Raw genomic sequence first — 13,964 nt, forward strand, 5'->3', positions numbered from 1 at the left:
GCGTGGAGTGGAGAGTCAGTGCCGCCGGGGCCCAGGCGGGATTGCAGGCAGACCGCCCGGGGCCCCGGGTGGATGGGGCACGTTCACCGGATCAGCTGTCGAGTTCCTTGCGGTTGCCGGTGCTGTTGACGCTGATCTTGCGGGGCTTGGCCCGCTCCGCGATCGGGATGTGGAGCGTCAGGACGCCGGCCTCGTAGTCGGCGGAGATGCGTTCGGTGTCGAGGGTGTCGGCCAGGACGAGCTGGCGGGAGAAGGCACCAAGAGGCCGTTCGGAGAGTTCCGTCTGGGCGCTCTCGGACCGCGGCAGGGGCCGGCGTTCCGCCTTCACGGTGAGCATGTTCCGCTCGACGTCGATGTCGAGGGCGTCGGGGTCGATACCCGGCAGGTCGAAGGCGATGACGTACTGGTCGCCGTCCCGGTAGGCGTCCATCGGCATCGCGGAAGGGCGGGACCATGTTCCCGGACCCATCAGGTGCTGGGCCAGCCGGTCGAGTTCACGGAACGGGTCGGTGCGCATCAACACGGGATACACCTCCAGATGAGTTCAGCAGTTGCTGTGCGCTTCACCTGACACCGTTGTAGCATGTCATCCGAACGACGACAACTCATGAGTCATCCGAACGACGACGCATCGAGTGGTGGGCCACAACCTGCGAAGGAGAAGACGATGAGTGACGACCCCATCCCGGCACCGGCTTCCTTCGCGGCAACGGCCACCGCACTGCAGGCCATCGCCCAGGCCATGCGGACTGCGCGAACCGAGGAGAACGCCTCCACCGACGATCCTGAGCAGGCCATGGCGGCCCTGCTGCTCCTGCGCGAGGTACGTGAACAACTGGCCGGCTGGGAGCCCGGGCTGATCGAGACGGCCCGGGAAGCCGGTGCCAGTTGGGCCGACCTGGCCCACCCCCTCGGCGTCTCCAGCCGCCAGGCCGCCGAGCGGCGCTACCTGCGTGTGCGTCCCGGTGAAGCGGGTGCCACCAAGGAACAGCGTGTGCAGGCCACCCGCGGCCGGCGCGCCGCGAACCGCTCCGTAGCTGCTTGGGCTCACGACCACGCCGCCGCGCTGCGCCAGCTCGCCGGGACCATTACTGCCTTGCCGGACCTTCCCGCCACCGCAACGGACGCGATCAGGTCCCTCCACACCGCACTTGGTGACAGTGACCCCTCCCAACTCCTCGGCCCTCTCTCCGATACAGGCCCCCACCTGCGGCCTGCTCATCCCGACCTCGCGGACCGCGTCACCGACATCGACCGCCACGCCCACGAGAGACGCGAGAGCGAGCAGCGTCAGCGCTCTTCGAGCGGGCAGTAACAGCCGTCGGGTGAAATGGACGTCGCGAAAGAATCCGTCCCGGTTGACGATCCACCCGACTCGACCCCTGCGACAAGATCTTCGGCCATCGCCGGTGCCGCAAGCAGGAGGCCTCATCGGGAGGGCAGCGGGGGGGGGGAGGGGGGGAGAGGTGCCGCGCGTCCCGGTGGCAGCCCTGCCCTCGCCGCGTGCCGGTGCTGATGTCCGCCCATCGCTCCTGAGCCCATCTGTGCGCCCGCCAGCTGAGTTGAGGCCTCTCGAGGAGCTGCCTCGGGTGCCAGCCACGGCCGGCCATGCCTTCCTCGTCCGCCCTCAATCACTGCACCCCTCGTGCTGCGGGTGCGGCCACGGGGACGCGCCTGCACCGTTCGGGTGTGGTGGTTGAGGCTGCTTCCCGCAGCAGAGCGAGCCTGCGGCGTTCCATGAGCGCCGGGCCTGCCTCGACTCCCGTAGAGGCCGACAGGCCCGGTGCGTCCCTGGCGGGCAGCTTCGATACCCGGGTTTCATGCTTCCGGGTCCTGCCTGCGGGGGAGTGCTCGATGCGGACGGTACGGGGGCCACGTCACGCGAGGCACACGGCCGCCGGCCGACTGGCGCCCGTCAGGCAGACGGCGAACGAACACCAAAGTTTCAGCCCGCTGTCAGCTGCCATGTCCGGGTGAAGCCGAGCTTTGAGCGCACGGCACTTCCGGAGGGCGCAGTTTGCCCGACACGATCCACGGTGGCGTCCCCTCACCGGATCGAACGCTCGACCACTGCTCCGGACGCGGCGATCAGCGCAGGTCCGCCCATGTTGGTGGCTGCTCTTGGCCGCTGTTCAATGCGATCCTGTGGACAGCCGCACACGCCAAATGCTCCAGCTGTAGATCGTGATCTTGATTTCTACTTCAGAGCTGTTCAGCGGTAAGGGTTGACCCGGGGACGATCCTGATGGCGACGTTGCCAGTTGGACCAGCCGAGTCGGCGGGCCAGATTGTCCACGGGGCGGACGGCGAACGCCGTGAACAGTCGTCAGACGTGGTGCCGGTGGCCGGCGCGAGGGATCGACCCGTTCGAGGCGGTCTGTGTGTCACCATCGAGGCGTGAGCACCACTCCGGCCTTGACGCACGATGCCCAGCTCTCGCAGTTGCGGCGGCTACGTCTCGCCAAGGACGCCATGGACCGTGATTGGGCCGAGCCCATAGACCTGGACATGGTCGCCGCGCACGCTGGGTACTCGCGCTACCACTTCGTCCGCGTCTTCCGGGCCGCGTACGGGCAGACACCCGGGCAGTATCTGAGCCACCGCCGCATCGAGCGCGCGGAGGAGCTGCTGCGCACTGCCGACCTGTCGGTCACCGAGATCTGCACGCTGGTCGGCTTCACCAGCCTGGGAACTTTCTCCTCCAGCTTCAAGAAGCACACCGGCCTCACGCCGAGTGAGTACCGCGCCCGGCACGTCGGGCAGGGGTCGGCGCTGATCCCCGGGTGCTATGCGCTGCTCTGGCACGGGAGTTTCAAGGGACTGCTGAAGCGCAGCGCCGAAGAGCGCAATTTTAGAGAAGCCGGGTGAGGCAGCGGTAACTACGGTGGGCTGCAGGGCGTGGGCGAGCAGCGCCCCGTCGAGCACAGGGAGTCAGCCGTGATCAAGGGATTGTCCATCGCCAACGTCTGGGTCCTCGACCACGAGCGGGCCAAGGCGTTCTACACCGAGCAACTGGGGCTCGAGATTCGTACCGACATGACGATGGGCGAGGCGGGGATGCGCTGGCTCACCGTCGGCGCCAAGGACCAGCCGGATCTTGAGATCACATTGATGGTCCCAGGGCCACCTGCGCTCGATCCAGAGTCCGCCGAAGAGTTGAAGAAGCTGATCGCCAAGGGTGTGCTGGGGGCGGGTGTATTCGCCACCGACGACATCCATGCCGATTACCAGGCGATGAAGGCGCGCGGTGTGGAGTTTCTGCAGGCACCGCAGGAGCGGCCGTACGGGACTGAGGCCATCTTCCACGATGATTCCGGCAACTGGTTCTCCTTCACCCAGCGTCGTGAGCAGCTCGATCTCGACAAGGACTGGAGCTGCTGATAGCTGAGCCGTAGACCGTGATCTTCACGTCTGTGATGCGGCTTGTCGCCGGTAATGACCGGCTCGTGATCGTGACTGGTGGCGGCGTCGCCAGGTGGACCAGCTGAGCCGGTGAGCGGGGCCGTGACCGGGGCGGACAGCAACAGTGATGAACAGGCGCTGGATCTCGTTACAGGTCAGCGGGAGCAGGTCATCCGGTCCCGGACGGCGGGTGTGTTCGTCGGCACGGACAACGGCGAGAAAGGCATGGGCGAGCATGGCGAGGGTGACCCATCGGACCCAGGAGGGGTAGCGGCGGACCTGATGCTCATCGAGCCCGGCCAGCCCTTTCTCGCTTTGGAAGGTTTCCTCCACCCGCCATCTGGAACCTGCGACCTTGACCAGGGTGGCCAGGGATGTCGGCGTGGTGCAGTGGCAGTGGTAGTAGGCGAGCACGCCGGTGGTGCGGTTGCGGCGGATCAACAGCTGGTGGTGGCCCGGTGCCGCTTCGGTAAGGTCGATGACGGCCCAGTCGTAGAACCGCTGCCCCTTCGCACCGCGTCCGGCCGAGAGCTTCTGCCAGGCCCGCCTGGGCACCTTCTTCACCAGGGCATCAGCACGGAACGTGCCCGCGCCGGTCGGCACTTCAGTCGAGCAGGCCACCGCGAGGACGTAGCCGATGCCGCGTTCCTCCAGCGCCGCCCGCGGTTTCGGATTGCCGCCGTAGACCTCGTCCCCCGTGACCCAGCCGATGCGGTGTCCGGCGTTCAGGAACCGTTCGATCATCACCCGGGCCAGTTCCGGCTTGGTCGCGAAAATGGTGTCCTCGCCAAGCCCTGCTGCCCGGCAGCGATCTGGGTCGCACGTCCACGAACGCGGGATGGACAGTTCTCGGTCCACCGCCGCGTGCCCCCGGGCGCCCGCGTAAACGAGGTAGACCGCGACCTGGGAGTTCTCGATCCTCCCGGCCGTACCGGTGTACTGGCGCTGGACGCCGACAGTGTGCGTCCCCTTCTTCACGTCCCCGGTCTCGTCGACGACCAGCACCGCGGCGTCGTCGCGGAGGTGCTCGACCACGTATGCGCGCATGTCGTCACGGACGGCGTCGGCGTCCCAGGCTGCCCGGCACAGCAGGTGTTGCATGCCGTGCGGGCTGGCCTTTCCAGCCCACTCCGCGATCGTCCAGCAGTTCTTCCGCGGCAGGTCCGACAGCAGCCCGAGCACCAGCCGCCCGACCCGGCGCCGGGGTTCAACCCGCTTGAACCGGACCGCGATCCGCCCCAACAGGCCATCGAATGCCTCGCGCCAACGCGCGGGATCCATGTTGTGACCTGCGGCCACCGCCTCTTCGTAAGTCCACACAACTCACGATGATCAACGGAGGCCGCACCTGTCTCCACACCGGCCCAACCAGCAAGATCACGATCTACAGCTGGAGTAAAAGCGCCCCGACAACCCTGGTTGCGGCTGGCGACTCCGCTTTTCTGGAACGTTGCACTGCGAGTGGGTCAATATCTGTGCTCGTGAGGTGAGAGTTTGCCGGACCGTGTAGTGAGAGTTTTTGCCACAATGAGCGGAGTAGAATTACTTAACCGACGCGGGCCGTTGCGGCGTGCTACTGTCCATCTCAGTTGCAGTTGTGGTTCCCGAACTTCAAGTGCTCCCACTCGGCTTCTGCCGGGGAGAGCGCTTTTGTATTTCCGGTCATTTTCCGGCGGGGTAATCATCGCGGCGACACGGTGTTCGCACAGTGCGGATGCCGGTGTACTGCCCCAAAGGAGATATGACATGGCTGCTGGTACCGTGAAGTGGTTCAACGCGGACAAGGGTTTCGGCTTCATCGAGCAGGACGGTGGCGGCGCTGACGTGTTCGCCCACTTCTCGAACATTGCCGCCCAGGGCTTCCGTGAGCTTCAGGAAGGCCAGAAGGTGACCTTCGACATCGCGCAGGGCCAGAAGGGCCCGACGGCCGAGAACATCGTTCCGGCCTGACGCTGACGCGCACTGTGTAGCTGGGGCCCGCATCCCTCGGGGTGCGGGCCCCAGCTACACGCATTTTCCCGCAGTGGTTTCACCTGCGGGACGGCTCGGAGAAATCCGCGGTCTCACCACACGCGGCTCCTCCTCCAGGATGCAGGCGCATTCTGAAGAGTCACACTGCACCCGGCGCCCGGGACTTTACGTCCTCGCTGCGTCGCCTATTTCAGTATTTACGCCCGCCGCGGATTTCCGTCGGCCGGATTTGCTTTGACATCGGTCCATACTTGTAATTCCGTGCTGCTCACCGCTTGCGGGAATTCCTTGATATGTGCCGCATCGAGGAAGGTTCCGCATGAACCGCACACGTACGAACGACCGCTCGCCCCGCGCCCGTAATGGCAGTGCCGACGCAGGAAGGGGCGGCAGCCGCTTCGGCTCGCCGGCACCGCGCCGTTCCGGCGGTCCTGCCCGTTCCGGAAGTTACGGCCGTCGGCCCGCCCCCGTGCAGGGTGAATTCGCGCTCCCCACGACGATCACCCCCGCGCTGCCCGCCGTGGAGAGCTTCGCCGATCTCTCCATGCCCGAGCAGCTGCTGGCCGAACTCGGCAGGCAGGGTGTGAGCGCGCCGTTCCCGATCCAGGGCGCGACACTGCCGAACTCCCTGGCAGGCCGTGACGTCCTGGGCCGCGGGCGCACCGGTTCCGGCAAGACCCTCGCTTTCGGTCTCGCTCTGCTGGCCCGTACCGCGGGACAGCGTGCTGAGCCCCGCCAGCCGCTGGGGCTGATCCTCGTACCGACGCGTGAGCTGGCGCAGCAGGTGACCGACGCGCTCACTCCGTATGCCCGGTCTGTCAGGCTGCGGCTGGCCACGGTGGTGGGCGGGATGTCGATCGGCAGGCAGGCCGGCGCGCTGCGAGGCGGGGCTGAGGTCGTGGTGGCGACTCCGGGGCGGCTCAAGGACCTCATCGACCGGGGCGACTGCCGGCTGAACCAGGTGGGCATCACGGTGCTGGACGAGGCCGACCAGATGGCCGACATGGGTTTCATGCCGCAGGTCACCGCGCTGCTCGACCAGGTGCGTCCGGAGGGGCAGCGGATGCTGTTCTCCGCCACCTTGGACCGCAACGTCGACCTGCTGGTGCGCCGCTATCTGACGGACCCCGTCGTGCATTCGGTCGACCCCTCGGCCGGTGCGGTCACGACGATGGAGCACCACGTCCTGCACGTCCACGGCGCCGACAAGCACGCTGCCACGACGGAGATCGCCGCCCGCGAGGGCCGGGTGATCATGTTCCTGGACACCAAGCATGCCGTCGACCGGCTGACCCAGGACCTCCTCAACAGTGGGGTTCGGGCCGCCGCGCTGCACGGCGGCAAGTCGCAGCCGCAGCGCACTCGCACGCTGGCGCAGTTCAAGACGGGGCACGTCAGCGTGCTGGTAGCGACCAACGTCGCGGCGCGCGGCATCCACGTCGACAACCTCGACCTCGTCGTGAACGTCGATCCGCCGACCGACCACAAGGACTACCTCCACCGCGGAGGCCGTACGGCCCGAGCCGGCGAGTCCGGCAGTGTCGTCACCCTGGTCACACCGAGCCAGCGTCGCGGCATGGTGCGCCTCATGTCGGACGCCGGAATCCGGCCGCAGACCACCCAGATCCGCTCGGGCGACGAGGCCCTGCACCGGATCACCGGCGCCCAGACCCCGTCCGGCATCCCGGTCGTCATCACCGCACCGGTGACCGAACGCTCCAAGCGCAGCACCTCGCGAGGCCGGCGCCGCCCCTCTTCGACGACCCGGCGCACGCCCGTACGCCAGACCGCCTTCGGCACGGCGGCCTAGAACCTTCGTGATCAGGAAGCTACCCATCTCTGCAGGAGGCACCTTGTGACGCTGGTTCAGATGCAGCCCCGCCCGGCGAGCGCCAACCTCGGGCACAAGACGGTGGCTGAGGTCATGGACGCGGCCGGACCGCAGGTCTGTGACGACATGAGTGTCGAGGTGGCGCTGTCGGTCATGGCCGCCGCGCGCACGGGTCGGCTGGTCGTCTGTGACCAGGACGGCCAGCGCGCCGGCCTGGTCACCCGGACCGAACTCACCGCCGTCCGCGACAGCTCTGCCTACACGGACCGCGTCCGCCTGCGCGAGATCCTCGGCGACCGCGGGTCGTTCACTACATCCGTGGCCACGACGGCCGAAGCCGAGCACGCGATGCGCTCCCGCCGGCTCGGTGCCCTGCAGGTGGTCGACGGGCAAGGCAGCGCTCTGGGCGTCCTCGCCCTCTCCCGCTGAGCCGTCTCACCCTGGTCGGCCCGTTCTCCCTTTTCTCTCTGTGAGGTCACATGCGCTGTGTCATCGCCCGCTTCCCCTTCGAGCTCACCAAGAGCGGCGTGCTGGAATCGATGAAGGGCATCAAGCCCGAACTGGGTACCGGCGAATCCGTGATCATCGGCCGCCGCCACTACCCCGTCAAGCAGGTCGGCCAGGTCATCACCCGCCAGGACCGTCGTGATTTCAGCGCCGGCGAAGTCCTGCGGGCCATGACGCAGCTCGGCTTCACCTGCCGTACTCTCCCCGAGGCCGCACCCGTACGCATCCTCAGCCCGCTCCAGCACGCTTCCGCGATGCTCGGCACTCCCGTGTCCGTCTGACCGAGGGAAACAGGCACGAAGCCGACACCTGAACAGCAGTGTGGGCCCGGCCGGCATGCGCCGGCCGGGCCCACACTGCTTGCAACGGGTTCCCGTCGCAGTGGTTGCTCAGTGGTCGGAATAGCTGAAGTCGCCCACGGTCCAGGCGCCGACGTCGGCGATCGCCACGCGGTACATCCCGCCCGTCTCCGGGATCCCCACCGTGCCCTGCAGGATCCGGGCGACATGGAAGTGCAGATGCGTGGGCGGCCCGTTCTTCGCGGGGGTGTCGAAGACGGCTGAGAATTCTCCCAGGCGGGCGGAATCCGTCAGCACGTCCGACACCCTCTGCCGCCACACTGCTTCGGGAGCAAGCCGGCCGGTGATGACAGCACCACCGGTGACCACGGTCAGGGACATCTGGTTGCTCTGCCCGGACTCCACCAGGGCGGCGACGTCAACGAGCAGCTCGTCAGGCTTCGACATGTGCCGATTATATTTACTGGCCACCCTGAGGTTCCCCCGGTGTGCGGGAGGTGCTGACCGGACGGATCCGCAGCCAGATGGGCAAAGGAGCCAGGGCGGTGGCCACGGTCAGCGCCTCGCAGGCAGGCAAAGCGGCTTCGACCGTGGGAAGACTCTCACGGCTCCGACCTGGCAAAAAGGGAGCAACGGCCGCCACCACGGTCGAGTGGTCGACACTCACGGCCTGCCACTGATGGTGATGAAACCGAATTCCCTGCGATGTTCCCAGCTGGGCAACATCGAAGAACGGAGCAGATGGTGAACGAACAGACTGCGAAGTGGAGCTTCCTCACCAACCACAACCGTGTGCTGATCGTCATCGCCCGCGCCCCTGCCACCCGTCTTCGCTACATCGCCGCGGCTTGCCACGTCACCGGGCGGACCGCCCAGAACATCGTCACGATCTTGAACAGGCCGGCTACCTGCGCCGGGAGCACGCTGGACGGCGCACGCGCTACATCCTCTGCCTGGACGGCACCCTCCGCCATCCTGCAGACGCACACGTGCCCGTCCGGGCACTGCTGGAACTGTTCACCCATCACGACAGCAAGCGCTGAAGCTCAGACCCTGCTCCAGGCATCGAGGAATGCTTTGCGTCCTGTCGGATCGTCGGACCTGCGGTCTGCGTGCAGGACGCGCCAGGCGGTGAGTTCGAGGTCACGGAGCCACAGTTCTCCGATGACCTGTGTCTTGAGGTCGGGAAAATGGTCGGACTCGGCGAGGGCCTGACCGATCACCTCCCCGGCTGCGACGCGCTGGGGCGGGGTCATCTCATCGACAGCCGACAGGATCTGTCGGGCCAGCACGATTCCTTCTCCCGCCAGGGAACGCAGTACCGCAGCCTTGATGTTGGCAGGCAGCAGGTACGCGGTGCCCGAAGACCTCCACAGCTCCGACCAGAAGCGTTCTCCTGCCTTGGTGGGGGCAGGCAGCGCGGCCAGCAGCCCCAGGAGGTGACCGGTGGCCGCATACCCATCGGAGTGGGCGGCCGCGACGACGGCGATGCCGGCGACGCGCTGCACATCGAGATCGCCGGCTTCCCGTTGCGGAACCAGACCCAGTTGGTGTTCCAACTGGTCGGCGAGGGGGCCGGACAGGTGGGGGCGGACCTCAGGAAGCATCGGCGATCCTTGCGCGCAGGGAGCGGAGATACCCGCTCGGGAGCTCTGATCGTTCCCATGAGCAGCTGATCTATTCCGCTTCGAGCCCAATGGGCGGCAGCAGCAACGGGCCGGAGTTCACACGGCGGCGAAGTGACCCAGTGACCCATTTCCGGCGACGCGGCCTGGCTGTTTCGAGACCGGCCTTGCAGAAAACTGTCTGGGCGAGGTCTTTTAGCATGGCTGCATGATCACCGGTGATGCCCAGGAGTCCGAGGGAGGACGAGAAGCCGTGTCGCACGACGCCGCTGAAGCCGAATACACGTACGCCGCCGCAGCGCGTGGAGAAGACCATGAAGACGGGCTGCCCTGCGGATCACAAGGTGGGGAGAGCGGGCACTCGGTTGCCGCGCTGGTGGAGCGGGCGGCCCATCTGGCCGAACCGATCAAGCCGAGGCTGCGTGGCTGGCTGCATGCCGGGATGGTCCCCGCCGCACTGATCGCGGGCATCGTGCTCATCTGTCTGGCCCGCACCCCGCAGGCAGCCGTGGCCTGCGCCGTGTACTCGGTCACCGCCTGGCTGCTGTTCGCAACGAGCGCCATCTACCACCGCGGCACCTGGGGGCCGCGCGGCGAGGCGGTCCTGCGGCGTCTCGACCACGCCAACATCTTCCTGATCATCGCCGGCACCTGCACGCCCCTTGCGGTGCTCCTTCTCCCGCCGGGCCAGCGGTCCGTGCTGCTGTGGATCGTGTGGGCGGGCGCACTGGTCGGCATCGCCTTCCGGGTCCTGTGGGTGGGAGCTCCGCGCTGGCTGTACACCCCGTGCTACCTGGCGCTGGGGTGGGCACCGGTGCGCTACCTGCCCGACTTCCTGCACGCCGGCGGAGCGGCCGTACTCACCCTGGTCGTGGCCGGCGGTCTTCTTTACAGCGCGGGCGCGGTCGTCTACGCCCTCCAGCGCCCCGATCCCTCACCGCGCTGGTTCGGCTTCCACGAGGTGTTCCACGCTCTGACCGTGGCGGCCTTCACGGCGCACTACATCGCCATCTCCCTGGCCGTCTACTGACCGCGACAACGTTTTGGCCAGGGCCGCTGGTCACGCACGTTGCCGCGTGCCGGGCCGCGACGGGCAGGGCGGCCGTCGAGGCATCGCGCCGCGCGCGAAAGCCGTCCGCTCCTCCGCACCGCGGTCCAAGGGCCGCCCGAAGCGGGGGAGCGGAACACTCCCAAGGTCATCGCCCGGGAGTGGTCCGCCCCGTTGGCGACGGGGCGGAGGCGTCGGCGAGGTTGGCGCCGGTGTCGGCGTCCCGATGGGAGTGGCCGATGCCGTGCCAGTCGAGGCACATGACGGTCGCGTCGTCCTGCAGGTGACCGTGGTTGGCCTCGACGACCGCGGCGATGAGGGTGCGGGCGGCCTCGCGGGGATGCAGCGCGCGGGTGCGGACGATCAGGTCCGGCAGATCAAGGCTGTTGGCGTTGCGCTCCAGCATGCCGTCGGTCAGCATCACCAGCCGGTCGCCCGGCCGCAGGTCCAGCGACTGGACCCGGTAGCTGTGCGGTGCGTGGAAGCCGAACGGCATATCGATCTTCGGAGTGATCTCCCGCACCTGCCCGTCCCGCATCCTCAGTGGCCAGGGGTGCCCGGCGTTGATGAACTCGGCGGTGCCGTCGAGCAGGCTGATGCGCAGGAGCTGCCCGGTGACGTAGCCGTGGCGGCCGTGCTCGCGCACGGCCTGATCGGCCTGATCGCCCTGTTCGGCGAGGCCGGCGCCGGCCCGCCGTGCCCGGCGCAGGGCGCCCACCAGGAGAGTTGCGAGCAGAGCGGCATCGACATCGTGGCCCATGGCGTCGGTGACGGAGAGCTGGACCGTGTCCCGGTCGATCACGTAGTCGAAGGTGTCACCCCCGACGTGATCGGCCGGCTCCAGTGCCCCGGCGACCGCGAACTGGGCCGCCTCACATGCCAGTGATGCCGGGAGCAGCCTGTGCTGGATCTCGGCGGCCAGGCTCAGCGGGGCGGTGCGGCGGCCCCACTGGTACACGTCGGTGAAGGACCGGTTCGCGATGACGATGTACGCCAGGGCGTGCGCGGTCTCGCTGACCTCTTGCATCACCTCCGCGTCAGGCGCGACGGGCAAGAACAGTTCCAGGAGCCCGATGGCGTCCCCGCGGTTGGTCACCGGGGCGACGAGCCGCACCAGACCGCCCTCGCCCTTGTCCTCCACACTCGGCCGCTGGGTGCGGATCACGTCGTCGTACAGGGTGCCCCGCAACGTGATGCGCCGCGCGGGCTCGTCGGTCTCGACGCTGCCCGCCGCCCCCAGCCGTACAACCGAGCCGCCGCTGAAGTCGGTGATCAGGAACGACACCGCCGCGGCCCCGAGTCGCTCTTTGAGCATGCGCGCGACCACGTCGAGCGACTCCACGGGCGCCGCGGCCTCCGCAGCCGCCAGCGTCCCCGCCAAGGTCATAGCCCCGCCCCGGCTGCCGTCGCGGTCAGGAAGACGAGTGGTCGGCCTGCCTTCTTCGCCAGGCCCGCATACGGTCACGGTGACTCCTCGCTCTTTGCTGCCCGCCAGCGCAGTGCCCCCTGCCGAGTGGGCCGAGGGGGCGGCGCCAGGGCCCGGTGCCGGGCAGTGTCATTGCACCACAGAGCCCCTGAACGGATGCCAACGTCCGCCCCGGACTCGGCGGCCGTACGCCTTGTCCGTGCGACACACCAAGCCCGCATGCCGAGGTCCTCGCCGGCCAGCGGGTGAGCGGGCGGTTGTGGCGTTGACGCTCTTCGTTGGGGTCCCAGGGTTTTTGGATCGCGCGACGACGCTCTTCTGCCCGCTGCACATGCCCCGGACCTTTCGCCCTCTCGCCCTGGCAGTGACGGGTGCCAGTCTCCGTCGCCGTCGAGGTCGCTTACCTCCCCGCCGAACGCACAAAAATCTATGCTGGCTGGAGTAGACATTGGGAGATCGTCTGGCTATGGTTTCTCTCGTAGCCGAGATCGGCAGGGCCCGGCAGACACGAACTGCCAGGTAGCAGTACATGTAGTTGCAGTGTGCAGGGCGGTGCGGTGGTGGAGCTTCGGAGCCAGGGTTGTTGCAGGACGGCGACGGGGCTGACGACCGGACCGGGTGGCTCGCAGTGATCAGGGGCCGCCGTGAGCAGGACCGCAGTTGATGCAGTGGCAATACCGGTAAGTGCAGTTCGCAAGACTCAGCAGTGAAGGTATGTGAGTGGTTCCTCGGTGAAGGCGTCGGCTGCGGGCGCGCGCACCGGGAGGTTCGGCAGTGGGGTTCTAAGCCAGAGCAGACGCAGGACGGGCGACGGGGCTGGCTGCCGGAGAGTGGCGCTGTGACAGGTCACCGAGCAGGTCGCATCACCAGCAGTACGCGGTAGAGCAGTACCGGCAGTGAGTTGATCCCAGAGGGAAAGAACGGAGGGGCCGAGCGCCATCAGGATCGCCCGGGCGGAATGGCTGAGCCCGGGTACCGCAGGACATCGATAGTGAGGTGGTCTCCGGTCGAGCAACCGCGATCCCCGCGTCCCCGACAGCAATCTTGGTCGGGTCTGCGGAAACAGTAGGCCGGCGCAGTATCAGGGCCGGCAGATGGTGTAGCAGTTCCTTCGGGGCCCTGGCGCGAATAGCGCCGGGGCCCCTCCACGCGTTCCATGAGAGGTGCAAGTGACAGCAGACGACTCGTTCGGCCGGCTCGATGACGACGACTACCCCGCCTACACCATGGGCCGGGCCGCCGCGTTGCTCGGCACGACCCAGGGCTTCCTCCGCGCCCTCGGCGAAGCCCGCCTCATCACCCCGCTCCGCTCCGCGGGCGGACACCGCCGCTACTCCCGCTACCAACTGCGCATCGCCGCCCGCGCCCGCGAACTCGTCGACCAGGGCACCCCCATCGACGCCGCCTGCCGCATCATCATCCTCGAAGACCAACTCGAAGAAGCCCAGCGCATCAACGCCGAACACCGCCGGACGGCCGGACCGTCCGGTCCGCCCGTGTCCTGAGACGGTGCGTCCGGGTTCCGGCGGATCCCGCACACACATGTCAGGGTGTGACGCGCGGGTCGTTCTGTCCGGCGGCAGGGCGTTCGGACGGGCGGCGTCTGCGTCAGCCCTGGCTATTCACCGGAATTGACGGGCTGACGCCCCGACAGTAGAAAGGTGCCGTTGACCTGCAAGGATGCGTTTGGTAAGGGCGTATCGGGCAGAAGATCAAGGCATTTTTCTGGTGACCGAGCGTACAGGGTGGGGCCAGCGGCCGACCGTGCGGGCCGACGGCAGGGACTGGTCGGACACGCCGGGGAGGCACTGCTGCGGCGGTGTGCGGACAGGGTCGGGCTGGCCGAGGTGTTGGC

The 13,964-nt window shown here is 67.8% G+C and carries 14 protein-coding genes and 1 pseudogene; 10 read left to right on the forward strand and 5 right to left on the reverse strand.

The features are described from left to right. Positions 1–91 precede the first annotated feature (91 nt). Entirely contained in the window at positions 92–523 is a 432-nt protein-coding gene (locus OG410_RS34310; RefSeq protein WP_326784470.1) for an Hsp20/alpha crystallin family protein, read from the reverse strand. Between the two features lie 144 nt (positions 524–667). On the opposite strand from OG410_RS34310, the gene OG410_RS34315 reads away from it, so the two are divergent. The 3 genes from OG410_RS34315 to OG410_RS34325 all read left to right on the forward strand — a co-directional run bounded on the left by OG410_RS34315 (position 668) and on the right by OG410_RS34325 (position 3,381). Beyond that, positions 668–1,315, forward strand: coding sequence for a type III effector protein (locus tag OG410_RS34315; protein WP_329302653.1), 648 nt, complete (start codon positions 668–670; stop codon positions 1,313–1,315). 1,157 nt (positions 1,316–2,472) lie between these two features. Continuing rightward, positions 2,473–2,868: a helix-turn-helix transcriptional regulator gene (locus OG410_RS34320; RefSeq protein WP_329304342.1), complete on the forward strand. Its 396-nt coding sequence runs from the start codon at positions 2,473–2,475 to the stop codon at positions 2,866–2,868. 69 nt (positions 2,869–2,937) lie between these two features. Continuing rightward, entirely contained in the window at positions 2,938–3,381 is a 444-nt protein-coding gene (locus OG410_RS34325; RefSeq protein ID WP_328674777.1) for a VOC family protein, read from the forward strand. Positions 3,382–3,405: 24 nt separating this feature from the next. On the opposite strand, the gene OG410_RS34330 is transcribed toward OG410_RS34325, so the two are convergent. Then, positions 3,406–4,683 carry an IS701 family transposase gene (locus OG410_RS34330; RefSeq protein WP_443063931.1) on the reverse strand — a complete coding sequence of 426 codons (1,278 nt, stop codon included), beginning with the start codon at positions 4,681–4,683 and terminating at the stop codon, positions 3,406–3,408. A 465-nt stretch (positions 4,684–5,148) separates the two neighbouring features. Here OG410_RS34330 and OG410_RS34335 point away from each other — a divergent pair, with 465 nt between their 5' ends. The 4 genes from OG410_RS34335 (at position 5,149) to OG410_RS34350 (ending at position 7,992) form a co-directional block, all read left to right on the forward strand. After that, positions 5,149–5,352 (forward strand): cold-shock protein, encoded by a 204-nt coding sequence (locus OG410_RS34335; RefSeq protein ID WP_326784468.1) that lies wholly within the window; start codon positions 5,149–5,151, stop codon positions 5,350–5,352. Between the two features lie 340 nt (positions 5,353–5,692). Beyond that, positions 5,693–7,183 (forward strand): DEAD/DEAH box helicase, encoded by a 1,491-nt coding sequence (locus OG410_RS34340; protein ID WP_329302654.1) that lies wholly within the window; start codon positions 5,693–5,695, stop codon positions 7,181–7,183. A 45-nt stretch (positions 7,184–7,228) separates the two neighbouring features. Next, positions 7,229–7,633, forward strand: coding sequence for a CBS domain-containing protein (locus tag OG410_RS34345; RefSeq protein WP_329302655.1), 405 nt, complete (start codon positions 7,229–7,231; stop codon positions 7,631–7,633). Between the two features lie 50 nt (positions 7,634–7,683). Further along, positions 7,684–7,992 carry an SCO5918 family protein gene (locus OG410_RS34350; RefSeq protein ID WP_326784465.1) on the forward strand — a complete coding sequence of 103 codons (309 nt, stop codon included), beginning with the start codon at positions 7,684–7,686 and terminating at the stop codon, positions 7,990–7,992. Between the two features lie 108 nt (positions 7,993–8,100). Here OG410_RS34350 and OG410_RS34355 read toward each other — a convergent pair whose 3' ends face one another. Next, positions 8,101–8,457: a hypothetical protein gene (locus OG410_RS34355; RefSeq protein ID WP_328446067.1), complete on the reverse strand. Its 357-nt coding sequence runs from the start codon at positions 8,455–8,457 to the stop codon at positions 8,101–8,103. A gap of 53 nt (positions 8,458–8,510) precedes the next feature. Between OG410_RS34355 and OG410_RS34360 the strand changes: the two are divergent. Beyond that, positions 8,511–8,698 (forward strand): annotated as a pseudogene (locus OG410_RS34360) (IS5-like element IS4811 family transposase); the annotation flags it as partial. Between the two features lie 358 nt (positions 8,699–9,056). Here the strand turns inward: OG410_RS34360 and OG410_RS34365 are convergent. After that, a complete protein-coding gene (locus tag OG410_RS34365; RefSeq protein WP_326784463.1) occupies positions 9,057–9,617 on the reverse strand; it encodes a hypothetical protein in 561 nt (186 codons plus the stop codon). Positions 9,618–9,843: 226 nt separating this feature from the next. Here OG410_RS34365 and trhA point away from each other — a divergent pair, with 226 nt between their 5' ends. Beyond that, on the forward strand, positions 9,844–10,665 hold the full coding sequence (trhA, locus tag OG410_RS34370) for a PAQR family membrane homeostasis protein TrhA (RefSeq protein ID WP_326784462.1): 822 nt from the start codon (positions 9,844–9,846) through the stop codon (positions 10,663–10,665). A 166-nt stretch (positions 10,666–10,831) separates the two neighbouring features. Here trhA and OG410_RS34375 read toward each other — a convergent pair whose 3' ends face one another. Beyond that, positions 10,832–12,070 (reverse strand): PP2C family protein-serine/threonine phosphatase, encoded by a 1,239-nt coding sequence (locus OG410_RS34375; RefSeq protein ID WP_329302656.1) that lies wholly within the window; start codon positions 12,068–12,070, stop codon positions 10,832–10,834. Positions 12,071–13,278: 1,208 nt separating this feature from the next. On the opposite strand from OG410_RS34375, the gene OG410_RS34380 reads away from it, so the two are divergent. Then, positions 13,279–13,614 (forward strand): helix-turn-helix domain-containing protein, encoded by a 336-nt coding sequence (locus tag OG410_RS34380; RefSeq protein WP_329302657.1) that lies wholly within the window; start codon positions 13,279–13,281, stop codon positions 13,612–13,614. Positions 13,615–13,964 lie beyond the last annotated feature (350 nt).

The sequence above is a fragment of the Streptomyces sp. NBC_00659 genome (assembly GCF_036226925.1).
In the GTDB taxonomy this organism is placed as follows: Bacteria; Actinomycetota; Actinomycetes; order Streptomycetales; family Streptomycetaceae; genus Streptomyces.